The sequence below is a fragment of the Martinezella sp. CNPSo 3890 genome, from assembly GCF_057784455.1.
On record NZ_JBXSOR010000003.1, the window covers coordinates 261273 to 280068 of the forward strand.

An 18796-nucleotide genomic window follows, 5' to 3' on the forward strand; every position below is an offset into this window, starting at 1 on the left:
ACAGACCGGCGCGCGGAACCCGTTTCCGTCAGGCGGAAGTTATATGCCCTTCTTTTCGCGCCTCGCTAATCGTTGGCAGCAGTGGCGCTCCCTTCGCGAGCTCGAATCTCTATCCGATGACATGCGCAAGGACTTAGGCTGGCCGGCCGCAAACGAAATCAAGAAGCCGAAAGCCACCCGATGATAATGAAAGAGCATAACAGCTAAAGGCGACCCTTAACCCGAACGCGTCGCCTTTTGAACATTTGCACATCCAGATGCGAACTGCACTTTAATCTTGAGAATTACCCGCAAATATATTTTGCCCCTTGAGCATATCGCTCGGCTCCGCTTCGCTTCCCTCCTGCAGCTCCCCTATTTTTCATGGTAGACGCAAATATCCCTTTGCGGCCGCGATTATCCATGCCAATGTCGCTTATAGACCATCGGGCCGACGTATTTGACGCAAGGAATACGTAACGGCCCTGGAGCATGGATTTTCACGACATGAGCAAGACCCCGATCAAGACGCGTTCCCTGGTTTTCTTCCTTGTTCCGCATTTCACCATGCTGCCGTTTTCCGCTGCGATCGAGACGCTGCGGATTGCCAATCGCATGCTGGGCTATCCCGCTTACACATGGCGGCTTGCCTCGACGGACGGGCAGAAAGTCTATTCCTCCAGCGGCATCGGGCTGGAGGTCAATTCCTCCCTTACCGACGAGCGCCGCTATCTCGGCGGCGAGAACCGCCCGAACATGGTGCTGGTCTGCTCCGGCATCTATGTCGAGGAATTCCATAACAAGTCGGTCAATGCCTGGCTGCGCGAGACGTACAATCGTGGCGTCGCCGTCGGCAGCCTCTGTACGGGCGCCCATGTGCTTGCCCAGGCGGGCCTGTTGAACGGCAAGCGCTGCGCGATCCACTGGGAGAACCTGCCGGGCTTTTCGGAAACTTTCCCTCAGGCGGAAGTCTATGCAGATCTCTATGAGGTTGACAGCAATCTCTACACCTGCGCCGGCGGCACCGCCTCGCTCGACATGATGCTGAACCTCATCGGCCAGGATTTCGGCGAGAACCTCGTCAACCGCGTCTGCGAGCAGCAGCTTACTGATCGGGTGCGCAGCCCGCATGACCGGCAGCGCCTGCCGCTGCGTGCGCGTCTCGGCGTGCAGAACTCGAAGGTGCTGTCGATCATAGAGCTGATGGAAAGTAACCTAGCCGAGCCGCTGTCGCTTCTGGAAATCGCCGACGATGCCGGCTTGTCGCGCCGCCAGATCGAGCGCCTGTTCCGCCAGGAAATGGGCCGCTCGCCGGCCCGCTATTATCTCGAGATCCGCCTGGATCGCGCCCGGCATCTGCTCGTGCAGTCCTCCATGCCGGTTGTCGAAGTGGCGGTCGCCTGCGGCTTCGTCTCCGCCTCGCATTTCTCGAAGTGTTATCGCGAACTCTACAATCGCTCGCCACAGCAGGAGCGCGCCGAGCGCAAGCTGACCATGTCGACGAACCGGACCGGCATCGTCGTCTGAGGGCGGTGGAAATCAAAGCAACGATCAGGCAGGCGGCCTACTGGGCCGCCTCTTGGGCCATCTTGAAATCGGAATAGACCTGGTTTCGGCCATTGTGCTTCGCCATATAGAGAAACTGGTCCGCGGCGTTGAGATAGTTGTCGAAAGACTCGTAGCCGGCAATCTCCGCTACGCCGATGGAAACAGTCACCGAAAGCTCTTCGTCGTCGGCATGAACTTTCAGACTGGCAAGGCTGAGGCGGACCTCGTCGCATAGCGCGGTCGCCGCGCGCGAGTTCATTTCCGCAAACAGAATGGCAAACTCTTCCCCGCCAAGGCGGGAGAGCAGATTGTCGGTGCCTTCCAGCAACCCGTGAAGCCTCGCGGCAACGGCCTTCAGCACCTGATCGCCGATCTCGTGACCATAGGTGTCGTTCAGATTCTTGAAGTGATCAATGTCGAGAATGGCGACGGAGCTTGGACGTTGGCGCCGCAGGCATTCATTGACCAGACGCGGACCATGATCATAGAAATAGCGCCTGTTATAGAGCCCGGTCAGATAATCGCTCGCCGCTGCCGCTCGCAATTGCTTCAGCTGCGACAGTGTCTCGACATTCAACGCGATACGGCATTGCAGCTCCTCCTGAACGAAGGGGCGGTAGATGAAATCGCTGGCGCCCGCCTTCAGGAATGTCGCAGACAGCAAACGATCGTTCGAGGACGAAATGCCGATGATCCGCATCCGATCCGAGCCATAGCGGTGGCGGATGCGGCGGGTCAGTTCATGGCCGTTCATGTCGGGCATATTGTAGTCGGTGACGACGATTTCGATGTCGTCAAATGTCTCAAGCATTGCCAGGGCTTCGACACCCGTGCCGGCTTCGGCGACCTTGAATTGCTGAGCGTGCAGCAAATCCGTCAGCATTTTCCGTGCCGAAGGCACATCGTCGACAACCATAACGCGGACAGACCGATTAGCGATGGCGCGCCGGACGGAGGAGACGAGATTGTCGAGGGCGAACTCGCCATCTTTGAGCACATAGTCGACGACATTGCGCTCCATGATGCGATTGCGCGTCGCCATGTCGAAAGACGCCGTGAAGACGATGGTGGGAATGTCATGGGCGACGGCAACGTCCAGGGCTTCTCCATGGGCAGCGTCCGGAAGGTTCAGGTCGATCACCGCCATCGTGAAGCTGCGATCCGCCTCTGCCAGCACCTCGTTCAGCACTTTCAATGAAGAGCAATGGATGACAGCAAGACCGAGTTCGGTTTCGAACCGATGCGACAGCACCGCGGAAAACATGCGCGAATCCTCAACCAGAAGTATTTTCTGGCTGCCATCGCGGTGACCGATGCCGCCGCCAATGTTTCCCGCATGCAGTACCATTTCCCGTCAATTCCTCCCACACCGTCAGGTGTATGAATAGTCAGTCAATTGCAGGTCTGCCAAACCGTCTTGCACGTATCCTGAACAGGATTCGTGAAAAATTTGGAACCGTTGATTGCGGAGATTTACATAAAAGTGATTTTTCCTCACTTTTCTTGGGATTATTTTAGCCGATTTATCCAGCCCGTATCTCCCTGGCGGGCGGCTGAGCCGACTGAATCTGCAACAGCGTGTCGAGATTCTGATTCACGCGGCAGTAGAACTCCTCATCGATGAATGGCCGCAAGATGAAATCATTGCCGCCCGCTTTGAGGAAACGAGCGGAAAGCAGCCGGTTGTTAGATGAGGAGACGCCGATAATGCGCAGCTCATGGGAGCCGGTGGTCGCGCGAATACGGCGCGTCAGCTCGAAGCCGTCCATGTCAGGCATATTATAGTCCGTGACCATAAGGCCGATATCCGGGCTGGCCTTGAGGATTTGGAGCGCCTTGGCACCATTCTCAGCAACGCTGACGCGGAAATTATAGCGCTTCAGCCGGCTGGAGAGCAAAGCGCGCGCCGTCGCGCTGTCATCGACGATGAGAACATGGTGACGGTGGTTTGTCAGAAAACGGCAGATCGATTCCGCCAGCATATCCACGGCAAAGACATTGTCCTTAAGAATGTAATCCACCACATCCTTGGCGATCAGCTCGTCGCGCGTGCCTTCGAGAAAAGTACCCGTGAAGGCGATCGTCGGAATGCTGAGATCAAGCAGGTAGGCCAGGGCTTCGCCCTTCTCGGCCCCTGGGAGATTCATATTGGAGATTGCCAGTTTGATCGGCTCCGACGACTTGTCGTAGGCAAGCTGAAGCTCTTCGAAATTGCGGCAAATCTCGACGTCGATGTCCAGAAGCTCCTTCAGCTTAGCCCGGACCATCGATGTAAAGAGATTGGAATCCTCGACGAGAAGAATGCGCGAGCCGGCAAGAGACGCACCGGAATATTGCATCCCCGAAACACCCAGAAATGGCATAATGAAAACCTGTTTTTGAAAATGATCCCCTCTGTATTTTTTTAGAACAAAGCCTTTGCGGATTTGTTAAGCCGACTGGTTTCCCGGAGGTGAAGAAAATTGCCCCATTCGCGGCTTTCCAGGCGTGCTATCGCCAGAATTCTCGCGGCAACGACATGCGCGAGATCCCAAACCAGACCGAAAGAAACAATCCGAAAGAGTGCGACACGCGCTCCCGTCGAGGAGCGCAAACTAGCAACCTCCGAGCGGAACCAGCGGGAACGATGACTGACATCATTCCCAGCCGCAACAACATGGCTCTGTTTCACCGGGCTCTGCCGGTAATGGGATCACTCCGCCGCGGTCCTGCCACGGCGCCGGCCTGTGCTCTTCGCTTCCGATACCTTGCCTTCGGCCGACAAAGCGGAATCTTCTTTTACGTCATCCTCAGCTTCAGGCCCGTCGGCAGAATCTGTCAGTGCGTCCGCCGTGACATCCAGCTGCCTGCCTCGTCTGCCCTCGCGAACGATATGCAACTCCTGATGCGGATAGGGAATGGAAATCCCCTCCTCCTTGAAGCGCTTCAGGATTTCGATGCGCAGATTGTTGCGGATCTCCATGCCGTCGGAAAGATCGGACAGATAAAAGCGCATCTCGAAATCGAGCGATGACGGACCAAAACGCAGGAACTCTACATGCGGCTCCGGATTCCTCAGCACCTTCGGAATCGAGCGTACCAGCTCCAGCAGGATATCCATCACCTTGCGCGGATCGGCATCATAGCTGACGGATACCGGGATTTCGGAGCGGGCGAGCCTGTTGCGGTGCGTCCAGTTGCCGACCGACGCGTTGATAAGCTCGGAATTCGGTACGATGATCGACTGCTTGCGGAAGGTCTCGATCTCGGTCGCACGTACCGAGATGCGCTTGACGATGCCTTCCGAAGTGCCCGAAACGATCCAGTCGCCGACCTTGAACGGCCGCTCGACCAACAGGATCAGACCGGACACGAAGTTCGACACGATGTTTTGCAGGCCGAAACCGATACCGACCGAGAGGGCACTGGCGACGAGGGCCAGGCTGGACAAATCGATGCCGGCAGCGGAAATGGCAAAGATCGCCGCCAACGCTATGCCGAGATAGCCGATACCGGTTCTCACCGAGTTGCGGACACCGAGATCCACCTGCCCGCGCGCCATGACATTGCTGTCGAGCCAGCGCTGGAACCAGCGCGTGACCAGATAGCCGCCCGCAAACAGCAGGATGCCGACGAAAATGCCGAGCAGCGAGATCGACATGTTGCCGATCTTGATCTCGGTAAAGAGCCTGTAGGCAAAGGTTTCCAGATCCTGAATGTGAAAGCCCCAGGAGAGCAGGATCAGCGGAATGCCGGTCAGCAGCGCGACGGCGTAGGTCGCAAGCCCAGCTGCAAGACCGGCCTGATCGAGCGCCACTTCACGCAGCTTCAGGCGATTTTCCAGAAAGCGTCCGATGATCGTTTCGGCAAAGACGCCCTGCTTGGATACGGCCTTGCCGAGCTGGAAACCAAGATACATGGTCGCGATGACGGCGCTCGTCACGATCATCTGCGTTGCCATGAAGCGGGCCAGCCCGACATAGCCGATGAACGAGGTGAAGATCACCAATATGCCGAGAACGCGAAGAATGATGGCCATGCCATGCGGCCAATGGCGGCCTGGCGCATCCGGATCGCCATTTTTGGCAAGCATCGGCGAACCGAAGGAGGCTGCAATCAGAATAAGGCCGATCAGCAGTGCCGCCAGAAAGCTCTTGGCCACGGTAACGACGACCGGCGACCCCATGGACTCGCTGATGCGGTCGAAGACGTAATCCAGCCCGTTGACCACAGCCATGGCCTGCAGGCACCAGGTCAGCGAATGTGCCCCCTTGTTCGACAGCTTGACCAGCCGCCAATGCGGCCGGAAGGGCGCGAAGACAGCATTGCTCAGGCGACCGACAAAATAGACGAGTCCAATAAAAGCGAAAACCGCAGCCAGTATCGGCGCGATGTCAGGCCGCAGCACATTGAAATTCGAGAGGAAGAAGAAAGACGTAACGAGAAAGGCAGCCAGCGACAGCGTGCGGATCAAGGTCGACCAGAATGCGACGGAGAGCCGGCTGATATAGGGCGGATTCTCGACGGCCTCGTCCTGCACGTAATAGCGGCGGAATAGCCGATAACCACCGAAAAGAAAGATCAGAGCTGCGCCAATCGACAGGCAGACAGCGGCCAGGAATGAAGCAAGCTTTGCCTTAAGCACGAAGCCGATCCAGCTCGTCACGGCGGTACTGAACTTGACGCCCTCGTCGACCAGAGCCGCCCCCGCATCGTCGAATGTCGCCGTGGAAATCTCCGTCCGCTTGAATAGCGTCTCGGCAAACAGCCTTCGGCGCATCTCCATGAACTGCATCGCAAGCCGATTGGTCTCTGCGGTCAGATTGTCGGCATCGAGAATCGCGGCGCTGATCTGGGAGCGTTCGGCATTGAGCCGATCGCGCTCCTGCGCGACGATCGGAGCCTCAGGCGGCTGGCCTTCCTTGGGCGCAGCACCGAGTTGGGTCAGGCGTGCATCGATTTCAGCGGTACGGGGTTTCAGGCGTGCGGAAATAGCAGCTGTGGTGCGGTTGAGCTCGTCGACCTGGCCGGACAGCGCCACGAGCGTCTCGTCATCCGATGTTGCCTGTTTCGCCGCGTCCTGAAGCGACGCATAAGTCTTCTTCGCTTTGCCAAGATCAGTAACAGCTGCGTCCAGCAGCCCATTGGCGAGCTGCCCGGGCTGTTGGTCCGTTTGCTGCGACGCTTGGGCCGGCTGCTGATCCTGCGCAAGGGCAGCCCCCGCCAGCGGGATGATGGCGGTAAACACGCCCAATCCCAGCAACAAAAGGGACAATAGAAAAAGACGAGATTTCAGCAGGCGCAAGCAGAGCTCCTCGTTGCACATGAAGTCGCAGGCAGTGGATGACCGAATCGCCGCAAAAATGGAGACCCGAGTCGTCCTATAGTAGGATTGCGAATTCCATAGTCTTTACGCGTACGCCTTGTAAGACAAAGAAAGGCGACACGAAGGCATTCCATGCCGTTATCCCGTCTGGACTCTCCTTCAAAACCGGATATCGGCCGCTCTCATCTTGACGACGATCTGCCGCGCCGATCATCGCCCGCCCGGAAATAGGCCAGGAAAACACCTTGGCAATGGGTCGATCTATGCGCGCCCGCTCCGCAATATCAAGATGAAGGCGACGCCTCCAGCAAGCCCGGTGACCACGCCGATCGGCATGTCCTCCGGAGCCATCACCAGGCGCGCGATAATATCAGCCCAGATCAACGTCAGTGCGCCGAAAGCGGCGCTCAGCGGCACCACGCGCACATTGTCGCCGCCCACGATCAGCCGCACGAAATGCGGCACCATCAATCCGACGAAACCGATTGCGCCTGAAAAGGCGACCATCACGCCGGTCAGCAGCGCCGTGATGACGAAGAGTAGCAAGCGAAATCGTGCAACGGCAATGCCAAGCGTGACGGCCGTTTCATCACCCATCGCAAGTGCATTGAGCTCCCTCGTCTTCGGAAGAAGCAAGACGAGGCAGAACAGCAGGATGCCAGCGGGATAGATGAGGTGTTGCCATTGCGCCAGCCCGAGCCCGCCCAGCATCCAGAAGACAACGGTGTTGGCGGCTCTCGGGTCGCCCAGAAAGATCAGGAGGTTGCCAAGCGCCGTGAATACGAAGGCTACCGCCACGCCCGACAGGACGAGCCGATCGGCCGAATGCGAGCGCGTCAGCCGCGTCGTCAGCCCGACGGCCGCGGTTGCGAGCAAGGCGCCGGCAAAAGCGAACAACGGCACCGTCAACAGGCCGAGGATCAGCCCGGTATGCAATAGCGCCAGAATGGCGCCGAATGCCGCCCCGGAGGAGACGCCGAGGAGATGCGGGTCCGCCAATGGATTTCGCGTCAGCGCCTGCAGGACGGCGCCGGTGATGGCAAGCCCCGCCCCGACGAGCGCCGCCAGAACGACGCGCGGAAAACGGACGTCCCAGACGATGCTTTCCTGCCCGCTGGACCAGGTGGCCGGAAAGGCACCAACATGCAGTCTGTTGCCGACAATCGACCAGACGGTGGAGAACGGAATGGATGCCGAACCGAGCGAAACACCGGCGGTGATCGACAGAATGAAGCCTATGGCGAGCAAGGGGATGAGAATGGAGAGATTGAGGCGCATGCTTGAATCTTGAGGAAGGGATCCGCCCCATGATCGACTGGACGGATCGGCATTGCAGACGATTACATGGCGCTCGGGTGAAAGGCCCTGGCCAGCGTGGCGATAGCCTCGATGTTGCGCGGCCCCGGCGTCGCCTCCACATAGGGCAGCACGACGAAGCGGTCATTCTTCACGGCATCGATATTCCTGAAGGCCGGATTGCCCTTGAGAAAGGCGATCTTCTGGGCGGCGGTGACCTGGCCGTAGTCGACGATGACGATCACTTCCGGGTTCTTCTCGATGACCGGCTCCCAGGACACTTCAGTCCAGCTCTTCTCGACGTCGTCCATCACATTGACGCCGCCGGCAGCCTCGATCAAGGCGGTCGGAATGCCATAGCGCCCCGATGTGAACGGCTTCTTCTCACCGGAGTCATAGACGAAAACGCTGGTCGGCTTGTCGACATGACCGATCCTCGCCTGGATCTCAGCAAGCTGCTTGCGATAGCCGGCGACGAGCGCCCCCGCCCTGTCCTCGACGCGGAAGATCCTGCCGAGATTGAGGAGATCCACAAACATGTCGTCCATGGTCGGCTTGTTCTTCTGCATGACGAAGATGCAGGATTCGGTCAGCTCATAGACCTTGATGCCGAAGGGGGCGAGCGTTTCCGGAGTTACCTCGCCGCCGACCTTCATGCCATAGTTCCAGCCGGCAAAGAAGAAATCCGCATTGGCGCCGAGCAGCACCTCTTTGCTCGGATATTTCGGCGACAGCTCCGGCAGTTCCTTCACGCCGTCACGCAGCTTCTCATCCAGCGTCTTCCAGCCGGAAATGCCGGTATAGCCGACCATGCGGTCCTGCAGCTTCAGCGCCAACATCATCTCGGTCAGGTTGACGTCGTTGGAAACGGCCCGCTCCGGCGCTTTGTCGAAGGTCACATCGCGATTGCAGCTGCGCACGGTGACAGGCTCGGCGAGTGTCGTGCCCGCAAACAGGCTTCCGATAAGCAAGGCCGCGGCAGACAGGGATATGCGAGAAAACATGAATAACTCCAATGATCGTATTATCGAAGGGAAAAGGAAAAGCGCTGCGGACCGCCGTCGGTGCGATGCAGCCGCGTACCAACCCTGAAAGCGTTCGAGACATGCTCCACAGTCAGGACTTCGGCAGGTTCGCCGTGGCCCATAAGCCGCCCGCAATTCATGACGGCGATCTGCGTCGCAAAATCAGCAGCGAGATTGATGTCGTGCAGCGTCGTGATGATCGTCAGGCCGAGTCTCTTCAGTAGCTCAAGAATCTCGAGCTGATGGCGGATGTCGAGGTGATTGGTCGGCTCGTCGAGGATGATGAGTTCCGGCTCCTGTGCCAAGGCGCGGGCGATCAGCGTCCGTTGCTTCTCACCACCCGACAGCGACGCGAATTGCCGCTGTGCCAAAGACTCCAGTTCCAGACGGGCAAGCGCCTTGGTCGTGACCTCATGGTCGCGATCGCTCCAGCGTGCCATGCCCTTGCGGTGCGGGATGCGGCCCATCAACACCACGTCCCGCACGCTGAAGGGAAAATCACCTGGCGTCTCCTGCGGCACGACGGCGATGCGCTGCGCCGCCTCTCGCGGACCTATGGACCAAAGATCGATGCCGTCGAGACGCACCGAACCTCGCTGCGGCTTGAGGCCGCGATAGAGGCAGCGCAGCAAGGTCGACTTGCCGGCTCCATTCGGACCGATGATCGCAAGCCGGGCGCCGGCCTCGACTGACAGCGTGATGCCACTGATGATCGGCATTCCCTTCTGGGGACCCCAGCTGATGCCGTCTGCTTTCAGTCGTGCGCTTCGTTCGGACATGACCCGGCTCCTATTGCAACACGACCAGCTGGCGTTCGGCTGATACGATGGCGGCGGGAATGCGCGCGAGGGTCTTGCCTGCCAGCGCTCTCGGGCGCTCGCTTTCGCGGGTCAGTCCATCGGGGCGATCCCGATAAAGCTTCGCGAAGGAGACGAGCGCACCGATATCGCTCGCATCCTCGATGTCACCGAAGAGGTACGTCGACTTTGCTGTGGCCTGGAAAGCGACCGTGCACGGCCGTTCGCAGCCCGCCATGCAGACGCTGCCCTCCAGGCTGAAATCATCCGCGAGTGCGGCGTCAGCCTGGGAGATCGCCATCTGCAGATGTTTCAGGAGTTCGAGGCCCGGCCGGCACGGTTTGCCGACATGACGGCAGTTGGTGCACACGGTGATCCGGTGCGTCGCCTCTTTTGTATTATCCATGAGATGCCTCCCGGAGATTTCGCCGGAGGCACAGTCAAGATGGGGCCAGCGGACGCAGCGGCGCCCTCGCCCAACCACTGATTTTCCATCGGAACACCCCGTCCGTTGCGGTTGATATCGTCGATGGCAGGTCTCCTGGCTCGCGGGTCACAACTCGTTCGCGCCTTCCCGGCTTGACGCCAGTGGCATATTGCGAACGCGCTCTCCGCTTACAGTTGCGGGGGCAGCCACGGTCTTGGCCCCTGATGGGTAATCCGCACCGTGTTCCCTTTTCAGCCGCCATCCGGATCGATCCGAAAGCAGCACCATCGGCGGTATTCATGTCATAGAAAGCGGATGCGGGCAACGGGGATGTCATATGCGCTTTCATTTGTCCTGGAGCTTCGGCCTGAGTAGGCAATCGTTACGTTATTACATAACAAATGACAAGCCATTATCTCCGCTCGAGGCCGCAACTGCGATATGCATATGCGGAAGCACTCAATCGCGATCCAGAATGAAAGAAACCGCAGGGCTGTCAGACCGCCTTGCACTGAGGATGAAAACGCTCCGCGACGCTCTCTGCCGCCGCATAGGCCTGCGTCACGATCTCAGGCACCAGATCGATGTCGGGGAGACTTCCAAGTCCCAGGGGACCAATCGCAAAAAGCCCGTCTGTCGTACGCCCGTTGACCTCAAGCGAGCCTGTCGCGTCCACGGCGAGACCGAGGCCAAGCTCGTCCGGCACCGCGAGGCCGGCATCGATGAGGCTACGCAGCAAGGGTGCATTCAGATCCGGCGCCTGGCACCGACAATCGATTACGTCGTCGGCATAGAGCTGCTCGGTCTCCTGCCGGCCAGCCGGCTTCAAAACCAGCCCGGTCGGCGTGCGGCGGATAAAATGACCGCGCCGCAGCAACGTGTTGCCCTCGGCAAGCTCCTGATTGAGGCGCAAGTGCAGCGCCTCGGGAAGCCGATTGCGATGGCTGTCATAAAGCGCCCGCAAATGGCGGTTGAACTGCTGCTTCTGCCCGGCCGGCAGAGATCGCCAAAGCGAGCGCGCATGCTTGCGCAAGCCGTTCATGACGGATTGCCAGCTCTGGCCGTTCGCCTCCGCCTCGACGCAAGCCTTGCGGACGAAGCGGACGATCTCGCTGAGTTTGCCGGGCATCTCGTCGGCAGGGAAAACCGGATCGGCATTGTTGCGCGTGTGGCTCTGCGGCAGAAAGCCTCGCCGCGAAACGATGGTGATCTGTCCCGTATAGCCGTTCTCACGCATCTGCAGCAGCCGATCGACGACGCGCAGGCCGCTTCCGAGCAGGATCGTATGCGGTCGCGACACGAGACGGCGCGCCCGCACCGTCGTCGGCACGGTCACGAGATCGCTGGCCTGGAATTCGTGATCGCTAATGCCATAGCCTGTCGCCAGCACCACCATGTCGAAAGGCGCATTGGCGGCGCCATCGCTTTCCACTACGAAACGGCCGCCACGAACACGCCGAAGCCCGAAGACCGTCTCACTGCTGACCTGCACCGCCACATCCCGCCGTGACGAGAAGGCTTCCGAAAAGCGCTGATAGACGTAGTCGCTGAAAATGCTCTTCGGTACGAAGATCTGCAAAAAACCGGGTATGGCGGCGGGGACGGCGCTGCGGAAAGGCACATTACCGCAAAGCCATTGATTGAAGTCGTCGGGATCTCCCGCGGAAACGGAAAGATCGCGAACACGGCTGTTGAGAATTTCACTGCTATGTCCGGAGGCGAGCGCCTGTCCGCCGCTGACGGTGGAATTAGGATCGAAAAGCTGCAGATGGAAGGGAAAGCGAACCGTCTTCATCAAGGCGATCGCCATCATCATGCCGGAAAAACCGCGCCCAATCACGGCAATGCGGGGCATCGCATAAGGCCGCGCTGTCGCGTTCGTCCTGGCGGAAAAGAATCCCTGAACCGTCATATCAACTCCTGGGGCGAGAGGTGGTCGATCATGCCTTTCTTGGGCTTGCTGACTTCACAGGTCCGGAAACACAGAGCCGATATCCGGGCCTCGGCAACCTTGGGACTGCGGCCGACAGAACGCACGAAAGCCGCTTCCGTTCTCAATACGCGTCGCGCTTCTTCAATCAGGATCCTTCCAAAATGAAAGATGCGACAGGCAGGTCCAACTCTGATCCAACACCAGATGCCTGCGATCAGCCGCCATATGATTACTTCGTCAAAAGCCATCAGGCAGCAGGATTATTGCCATTGTCTACTTATTTAGTCGTATATGAAAGCGCGAAAACGCTCCGCTAGCAAGTGCTTTCTTGTCCGGGCGGAATAGGGTCGACGAAGCTGCGGTACAGAAAACGGCTGGCGACCGGACACCCCCTTCGTATCCGGTACCTGCGTCGATCAGCAAAAAGGGAAAGCAAATCCAAGCCCTAGGATCAGCTTATGAAGCAGCTTTCGCTATTCGTTGGCCCCCGAGAGGAGGGTTCGCAACCCGCCATCCTCAACGCATTATATCGGGCTGCTCGCTTACAATTTTCGTGGTCGGCACCTATCGTGCCCGAGGGCGCAACAAGAATGCGCCAGGAAAATCCGTTGTACACTCCATCTATCGAAATTAAGATCGCAGGGATTTGCTGCGCCTGAGAAACCGACTTGGCGCTGGCCGAGGAGTGGTGAATGGGGACTGTTTCGCAGTTGCACGAACGTGTCAGGCCGCCCGCCCATCGCGTTCAGAGCGAAGAGGAAGCGCTCGACATCGCACGTTCGCTCGCCGCCGGTTTTGCTCAGCATGCAAGCGATCGCGATATCAATCGCATCCTGCCCTATGACGAGGTCGAAGCCCTGTCGCAGTCAGGCCTGTTGGGGATTTCCGTTCCTTCGGAACATGGCGGTATCGACATTTCGAACTGCGTTCTTGCCGAGGTCGTTGCGATCCTCGCTGAGGCAGATCCTTCCATAGCACAGATATTGCAAACGCATTTTCATGTGCTGGAAGCGGTGAGAATTGGGGGCAGCGAGGACCAACGGGCATCCCTTTTCGACCGCGCCATTATCGGCGATCGTTTCGGCGGCATCTTTTCCCAATCCGGTGCAAGCGGCACCGACCAGCATCCCTGGCATCTGACAGCGGATGGGCTCGGCTTCCGCCTCAGCGGACGGAGTCAGCCTTCCGCCAGCATTCTGTTTTCGGACTGGATTGCGCTATTCACGACCGACAAACGCAAGGGGCTGATCGCCGCTGTCGTGTCCAGAGATATGGAAGGCATCCAGATCATCGACGACTGGGATGGCTTTGGTCAGCGCACCTCCGGAAACGGCACGATCATATTGCATAATGTCTATCTCAATGCCGACGCCCTTCTTCTGCACCGAGAAAAGCTGGCTGAGCCTACAGTGATCGATAGTGTGAACCAGCTCACCGGTGCCGGCATCAATCTCGGCATTGCCCGCTCCACGCTGACGGCGACGATGGAATTCGTGCGGACCCGCTCTCACTCAGGCAACGGGGATGAGCGAGCCGTCAACGATCCGCTGATCGTGACAAGGATCGGCGAGATTGCCATCCGCATTGAGGCGGCGACGGCGATGGTGGAGCGCGCCGGCGGCAAGATCGATGCCGCACAGATCAATCTCACCGAAGATCATGTTATCGACGCCGCACTCTCCGTTGCGGCGGCCCAGACGATTACTGCCGATATCGCGATGGAAGCAGCCGACGCGCTGTTCGAGCTTGCGGGCACGGAGTCTGCGCGCATCGGACTCAACCTTGACCGCCACTGGCGCAACGCCCGCATTCACACCCTGCATGAACCGGCCCGCCGGAAATACCACATCGTCGGCAACTACCATCTCAACGGCGTAAAGCCATCGAAGACCTCATTGCCTTAATGGGCGCAGGAGAATCGACAAGGTCAGCCGATATGTGAGGCCCGGTGGTTTTCCCGTTCCGGGATATCGGCGTCAGCGCCACCGGCAACGAATTCCTCCAGCGACATGTTGTCGAGAATCTCGGCAATCGCGTCACGCACCTCGGTCATCGAGCGCCGGACCTGACAGCGTTCCGGATCGGAACAGTCGTCGCAGGCTTCGTAAGCCGTACGGCTGGCGCAACGGATAGGCGCCAACGGGCCGTCGAGGGTACGAATGACATGGCCGATACGGATTTCCGATGCGGGGCGCGACAGCGAATAACCGCCGCCTGGGCCTTTCTTCGAACGCAATACGCCGGCATTTCGCAATTCGAGGAGAATGGTATCGAGAAACTTCTTCGGAATATTGTTGCGTAACGCGATATCGTTGATGAACGCGGTTTCACCCGGACCAAGGCGTGCGAGATCCACCAGCGCCTTCAGTCCGTATTTTCCTTTTTTCGTAAGCATCGCCGTCCGCTTTACTGCAAAGTCGATTGTTGAAAACCCGGCGTGGCTCAAAAGAGACTCAACGGGCCGGTCCTGTCAGCACAGATTGCGGAAGTAACCCCGCAGCCCCTTACGAACAAGACAGTAACTCACAAATTGTATAGTTTATATGAGTAAATTTAGGCAATTGTATCGCCTAAGCAACGAATTTGCGGCTTTTCTTGGATTTAGGCGGCGCTACTGTCCAAATATGCCTTCTCTTGCCCACGCCTGAAGTCGGCAACCGCACCCGCCACCTGGTCGGCCACCAGAACGGCATGCTCGACCACCTCGGGCAATCCCATCAATTCGCCGAAGGTTCCGCGCGCAAGCGGTCCGGAGATAAACAAGGATGGAACCACCGTTCCATCGCCGGCAAGCGCCCGTGATCGCATATCGCAGGAAAACCCCAGCCGTGCGGGATCCATTGCGAGATATCCGGCCTTCGATAGCTCGTCGATCCAGCCCTGCGATTGCAGGATCCCGCGATGCCCTGGTCCGGTGGTGACCACGACCGCATCGAATTGCCTTTCAACGGATCGCTCCGAACGGCTGAGGCGTAGGGTGCAGTCGACCACGTCATCTGCAACGCCGACCGCCGCGACCGAAGCCGCCAGTATTTCCAGCCGGCCGCTTGCAAGCGCCCCTTCGCTGACAGCCTCCACCTGCGGCGCAACGCGAAACCGATGCACATCCCAGAATGGCCTCAAATGCCGGACGAGACGTCGCCGTTCCGCGATCGGCAGCGCGTGCCAGACATGCCGGCCTTGCGCCCTCACCTGGTCGATGACAGCATGCCAGCTGCGGCCTTCGTCCTGTGCCTTGCGGATGGCGGTACGTACGTTGCGCAGCAGCTCGACTGCCGTCTTCGACGGCTGAGTGGCGAAATCGCCGAATGGCTCCTGCCTGACTGCCGCATGGCCGCGCGAGCGCAGGCCGCGTCGGGATATGGCAGTAATCGGCCCCTTATGGCCTCTGAGCCCGAGCGAGGCAATGACGTCGGCCGAGGTCAAACCATTGCCGACGATCAGAACGCGATCCTCGGCGCGAATGGCCGCAAGCGCATCCGGTCGTGTCGGATCGGGAATGAAGCGCGGGTGATCGGCAAGCGCATCCTGCAGCCCTTGCGGTGGCAAGGGCGACGGATGACTGGTGGCGATGACGAGAATATCAGCATCCACGCGCTGTCCATCAGCACCGGTGACCGTCCAGCGGTTGTCCGTCCTTTGAATACGCTCGACACTTTGCCTGACATGGAGGAGCCGCCCATTCTCGACGAAAGGACGGATCATGCTATTGATATAATTGCCAAAAATGGAGCGTCGCGGAAAAAAAACGCCATTGGCGGCGACTGCCGCATCATCATTGACAAGCGCGTCATTCTCCAGCAGCCAGCGCTGAAAATGCTCGATGTCGTCAGGCAGCAGGCTCATTTTCGCCGCCGGCACGTTGATGCGGTGGGCAGGATCCTGCGTGTCGTAGGCAAGCCCTGCCCCCAAACGCTCCCTTGGCTCGAATATAAAGAGCTGACAGCCCCGCCCCGACTGGTTCTGTAGCAAATGGAAGGCAACCGCCGTCCCCGAAACGCCGCCGCCAACTATGACGATAACAGGCAGATCAGGCGCCTGGTGGTCCGAGCCGATGGTCAATAGCCAACTTCCTCCAGATCGATCGCCACACGAATTCTACATCCGCCGGCAACGGCAATTATCAGTGAGGTAGTGATATACTCTATAAAATTTGTTGACAATACGATTGCAGCGCGTGCCTGCCCTCTCTGCAACCAACGGCAGTCAATACAGTGCTGATATGCCTTTGCAAACAAACGGTTATTTGTGCCCCGCACAACATTGTTTTTGCATCGCAAGATGTAAAAAACTTGGCATACACCTGTTCGAGGAACATACTAGCGGTTGTTCTGGTTCGTGTTCTCTGTGGGAGGAGAAACATCATGGAACTACTGCGTCTGCTCACCGCATTCGACTATACGTTGATGCTGATTCTGGCTGCGATCTTTGTGTTCAGCGTCATGGAAGGCGTGCATAAGAAGCACTGACCGCATACGGTCGAAAGCGATCGCCAGTGCCGTCAAGCGAATATGTCTGACGTGACTTGAAGCGCGCAGCTGAACCAGCTGGCAAAGCCATCAATCCGACGTGGTCGGCTCATATGGGCAGCCGCCTATAGCAGCGACAGTATCTGCCGATGCAGACAGGTCGCCGCGTGGCGAGCCTCTCCCCGTCGAAACCTCCAATCATCCTGTATTTCCCCCAAATAGGCATTGCGAGCGAGCTGCATGGTCGTTCGGGCTACGTGTTCGGACAAGCGCGGCATGACCCATTCGGCGGCGATGTCCTTGCTGACGAATTCCCCAGTCGCCGCCGTTCTCCACATACGGGCCAGTGTCAGCAGAACATTCCGCTCGTCTCCATATAGATTGGCAAGCAAGGCCGGCAGCGCCTCCCGTATAGCGCGCCCTATATCTCCGGGCGGAATTTCAACAAGAAGATCATCAAGGGCCGGGCCAAATAGCGTTAGGGCCTGCTGCCGCGCCTGAGCCAGGACGAGCGTGATGTCCGGATCACAAAGAGGCTCGGGGATTCCGCCGGCCTCGAAGTCGTCGCGCAACCATTCACCATAGACAAACTCACTACATGCCGGAAAAAGTGGTGCGGAAAGATGATCCTTCAGAAACACCATGAGCTCGATGCAGCGTGAAGCACCGGGCCGGACTGGGTGACGACCCGAAGTCGCCAGAAGACGAGCAAGCAGGCGTTTGCGCATGGAATCGGTCATCGGGAGATCGATGATTGCCAAAACATCCACATCGCTTTGCGGACGCAGTCCGCCCGCGACCGCCGATCCGTGCAGATAGACGGCTTGAAGGTGATCGCCGAAAACTTCCTTGGCAATTGCCAAAGCCGCTCGGGCTTCTGCCGGAATTTCCGATGTTGCAGTCCGCATGCAATCTCCGATCGCGATCATCCGGATATAGCGATCGAAGAGCCGCTTTTGCACCCCCAACCCAAGCTCTTCATCTTCGTAATCGTCAAACCAAAGAGCATTGATCTAACAAGACATCCCAAAAGAGCCGGATCAAAGTGCGTTTGCTTTGAGGGTGAGGCTTTATGATTATACTTGCAAAAATCAAGGCAAATATGCAGCGCTGGATTGTATAATCCGGCACATCTATTCATCGATCTAGGGAAAATGTTCCGCAAGCTTCGCGCAAACAATTCCTGGAATTTTCTCGACGTCGATAAGACATGAAGCAGAGAGGATATACTTATGAGTTACGACTGGGAGGGCGTAAAGACACGCCGCATGAGAAGGTTGAAATACGGGCTGTCCCTATTTCTCTTCACGATGTCGCTAGCCGCGCCAACGGCATTTCTGTTGCATCTGCGCTGAACCGGGCCTTCTCTTCCGGCAGCGGATCATCAATTCCATTCCCGTTTAACAGACTTCAGCATCCAGATACCAATCCACGATGGGTGGGAACCAAAGCAAGCCTCCGTTCGTTCCTAAAGGCACTTCCCCCTATCAAGGAGAACATCATGGCCGACGTCTCGCTGGACAAGGATATCAACGCTCAGATCAACGAGCTCCGCAGCCAGATCGATAAGCTCTCCACCGAATTGGCAAGGCGCATCGACAGCGCCTCGGATCGCGCCGACGAGGCTCTTTCTTCGACAAGGGGAAAAGTTGCAAGCATCGCGGACCATGCCCGCTCCGAGGGCAGGAATGTGGTGCAGGCCGCAAGGGAAAATCCGACAGCCACGGGCTCGGTCCTGATCGTGACAGCGTTACTCGGTCTATTTACCGGCCTTCTGCTGGGCAGGCTCTCCGATTGACCGACGGCCTCAACAGCCGAAAACCCTAACGCGTCACAAATTGCCTAACGATTTCAAGGAGTTTTTGGTGGGTGATGTAGGGCTCGAACCTACGACCCGCTGATTAAGAGTCAGCTGCTCTACCAACTGAGCTAATCACCCGTACCGCTTGCTGGCGGCGTGACCGGGCATATAAATAGGATCGGTTTGATTGTCCAGCGGCCAGACGAATTTTCTTTG

16 protein-coding genes, 1 tRNA gene and 1 riboswitch are annotated in these 18796 nt (G+C 58.3%); of the genes, 5 read left to right on the top strand and 12 right to left on the bottom strand.

Annotation, left to right across the window (positions count from 1 at the left end; genetic code table 11):
• Positions 1-43 precede the first annotated feature (43 nt).
• Both AC13RC_RS11170 and AC13RC_RS11175 read left to right on the top strand, forming a co-directional pair.
• Complete coding sequence (locus AC13RC_RS11170; RefSeq protein WP_233789767.1) at positions 44-184, top strand: YjiS-like domain-containing protein; 141 nt, start codon at positions 44-46, stop codon at positions 182-184.
• 302 nt (positions 185-486) lie between these two features.
• Complete coding sequence (locus AC13RC_RS11175) at positions 487-1506, top strand: GlxA family transcriptional regulator (protein ID WP_348627044.1); 1020 nt, start codon at positions 487-489, stop codon at positions 1504-1506.
• Positions 1507-1543: 37 nt separating this feature from the next.
• Here AC13RC_RS11175 and AC13RC_RS11180 read toward each other — a convergent pair whose 3' ends face one another.
• The 8 genes from AC13RC_RS11180 to AC13RC_RS11215 form a co-directional block, all read right to left on the bottom strand.
• Positions 1544-2875, bottom strand: a complete 1332-nt coding sequence (locus tag AC13RC_RS11180; RefSeq protein ID WP_113333004.1) for a diguanylate cyclase — start codon at positions 2873-2875, stop codon at positions 1544-1546.
• 175 nt (positions 2876-3050) lie between these two features.
• Positions 3051-3890, bottom strand: coding sequence for a response regulator (locus tag AC13RC_RS11185; RefSeq protein WP_113354536.1), 840 nt, complete (start codon positions 3888-3890; stop codon positions 3051-3053).
• Between the two features lie 329 nt (positions 3891-4219).
• The gene (locus AC13RC_RS11190) at positions 4220-6832 is read right to left on the bottom strand and encodes a mechanosensitive ion channel family protein (RefSeq protein WP_488557162.1); all 2613 of its coding nucleotides are present in this window, start codon (positions 6830-6832) and stop codon (positions 4220-4222) included.
• Between the two features lie 261 nt (positions 6833-7093).
• Positions 7094-8110: an iron ABC transporter permease gene (locus tag AC13RC_RS11195; RefSeq protein WP_113333002.1), complete on the bottom strand. Its 1017-nt coding sequence runs from the start codon at positions 8108-8110 to the stop codon at positions 7094-7096.
• A gap of 62 nt (positions 8111-8172) precedes the next feature.
• Entirely contained in the window at positions 8173-9132 is a 960-nt protein-coding gene (locus AC13RC_RS11200) for an ABC transporter substrate-binding protein (protein ID WP_488557163.1), read from the bottom strand.
• Between the two features lie 20 nt (positions 9133-9152).
• Positions 9153-9932 carry an ABC transporter ATP-binding protein gene (locus tag AC13RC_RS11205; protein WP_488557164.1) on the bottom strand — a complete coding sequence of 260 codons (780 nt, stop codon included), beginning with the start codon at positions 9930-9932 and terminating at the stop codon, positions 9153-9155.
• Between the two features lie 10 nt (positions 9933-9942).
• Positions 9943-10356, bottom strand: a complete 414-nt coding sequence (locus AC13RC_RS11210) for a DUF1636 family protein (protein WP_113332999.1) — start codon at positions 10354-10356, stop codon at positions 9943-9945.
• Positions 10357-10464: 108 nt separating this feature from the next.
• A riboswitch (cobalamin riboswitch) is annotated at positions 10465-10681 on the bottom strand.
• Between the two features lie 192 nt (positions 10682-10873).
• Positions 10874-12289 carry an FAD/NAD(P)-binding protein gene (locus tag AC13RC_RS11215; protein WP_488557165.1) on the bottom strand — a complete coding sequence of 472 codons (1416 nt, stop codon included), beginning with the start codon at positions 12287-12289 and terminating at the stop codon, positions 10874-10876.
• Between the two features lie 20 nt (positions 12290-12309).
• Here AC13RC_RS11215 and AC13RC_RS11220 point away from each other — a divergent pair, with 20 nt between their 5' ends.
• Positions 12310-12627, top strand: a complete 318-nt coding sequence (locus AC13RC_RS11220; protein WP_488557166.1) for a hypothetical protein — start codon at positions 12310-12312, stop codon at positions 12625-12627.
• Between the two features lie 375 nt (positions 12628-13002).
• The gene (locus AC13RC_RS11225; RefSeq protein WP_488557167.1) at positions 13003-14214 is read left to right on the top strand and encodes an SfnB family sulfur acquisition oxidoreductase; all 1212 of its coding nucleotides are present in this window, start codon (positions 13003-13005) and stop codon (positions 14212-14214) included.
• 23 nt (positions 14215-14237) lie between these two features.
• Here AC13RC_RS11225 and AC13RC_RS11230 read toward each other — a convergent pair whose 3' ends face one another.
• The 3 genes from AC13RC_RS11230 to AC13RC_RS11240 form a co-directional block, all read right to left on the bottom strand.
• Entirely contained in the window at positions 14238-14705 is a 468-nt protein-coding gene (locus AC13RC_RS11230; protein WP_069613185.1) for an RrF2 family transcriptional regulator, read from the bottom strand.
• Positions 14706-14911: 206 nt separating this feature from the next.
• Positions 14912-16372 (bottom strand): FAD/NAD(P)-binding protein, encoded by a 1461-nt coding sequence (locus AC13RC_RS11235; protein WP_488557168.1) that lies wholly within the window; start codon positions 16370-16372, stop codon positions 14912-14914.
• 532 nt (positions 16373-16904) lie between these two features.
• Entirely contained in the window at positions 16905-17687 is a 783-nt protein-coding gene (locus AC13RC_RS11240; protein WP_488557331.1) for an aminoglycoside adenylyltransferase family protein, read from the bottom strand.
• 302 nt (positions 17688-17989) lie between these two features.
• On the opposite strand from AC13RC_RS11240, the gene AC13RC_RS11245 reads away from it, so the two are divergent.
• Positions 17990-18577: a hypothetical protein gene (locus tag AC13RC_RS11245; protein WP_488557169.1), complete on the top strand. Its 588-nt coding sequence runs from the start codon at positions 17990-17992 to the stop codon at positions 18575-18577.
• A gap of 65 nt (positions 18578-18642) precedes the next feature.
• On the opposite strand, the gene AC13RC_RS11250 is transcribed toward AC13RC_RS11245, so the two are convergent.
• A tRNA-Lys gene (locus tag AC13RC_RS11250) sits at positions 18643-18718 on the bottom strand.
• Positions 18719-18796: the final 78 nt, after the last annotated feature.

Bases quoted from the DNA above. Each gene is read 5' to 3' on its own strand.
- AC13RC_RS11170 (WP_233789767.1), top strand. From the start codon at position 44: ATGCCCTTCTTTTCGCGCCTCGCTAATCGTTGGCAGCAGTGGCGCTCC.
- AC13RC_RS11175 (WP_348627044.1), top strand. From the start codon at position 487: ATGAGCAAGACCCCGATCAAGACGCGTTCCCTGGTTTTCTTCCTTGTT.
- AC13RC_RS11180 (WP_113333004.1), bottom strand. From the start codon at position 2,875: ATGGTACTGCATGCGGGAAACATTGGCGGCGGCATCGGTCACCGCGAT.
- AC13RC_RS11185 (WP_113354536.1), bottom strand. From the start codon at position 3,890: ATGCCATTTCTGGGTGTTTCGGGGATGCAATATTCCGGTGCGTCTCTT.
- AC13RC_RS11190 (WP_488557162.1), bottom strand. From the start codon at position 6,832: ATGTGCAACGAGGAGCTCTGCTTGCGCCTGCTGAAATCTCGTCTTTTT.
- AC13RC_RS11195 (WP_113333002.1), bottom strand. From the start codon at position 8,110: ATGCGCCTCAATCTCTCCATTCTCATCCCCTTGCTCGCCATAGGCTTC.
- AC13RC_RS11200 (WP_488557163.1), bottom strand. From the start codon at position 9,132: ATGTTTTCTCGCATATCCCTGTCTGCCGCGGCCTTGCTTATCGGAAGC.
- AC13RC_RS11205 (WP_488557164.1), bottom strand. From the start codon at position 9,932: ATGTCCGAACGAAGCGCACGACTGAAAGCAGACGGCATCAGCTGGGGT.
- AC13RC_RS11210 (WP_113332999.1), bottom strand. From the start codon at position 10,356: ATGGATAATACAAAAGAGGCGACGCACCGGATCACCGTGTGCACCAAC.
- AC13RC_RS11215 (WP_488557165.1), bottom strand. From the start codon at position 12,289: ATGACGGTTCAGGGATTCTTTTCCGCCAGGACGAACGCGACAGCGCGG.
- AC13RC_RS11225 (WP_488557167.1), top strand. From the start codon at position 13,003: ATGGGGACTGTTTCGCAGTTGCACGAACGTGTCAGGCCGCCCGCCCAT.
- AC13RC_RS11230 (WP_069613185.1), bottom strand. From the start codon at position 14,705: ATGCTTACGAAAAAAGGAAAATACGGACTGAAGGCGCTGGTGGATCTC.
- AC13RC_RS11240 (WP_488557331.1), bottom strand. From the start codon at position 17,687: ATGCGGACTGCAACATCGGAAATTCCGGCAGAAGCCCGAGCGGCTTTG.
- AC13RC_RS11245 (WP_488557169.1), top strand. From the start codon at position 17,990: ATGAAGCAGAGAGGATATACTTATGAGTTACGACTGGGAGGGCGTAAA.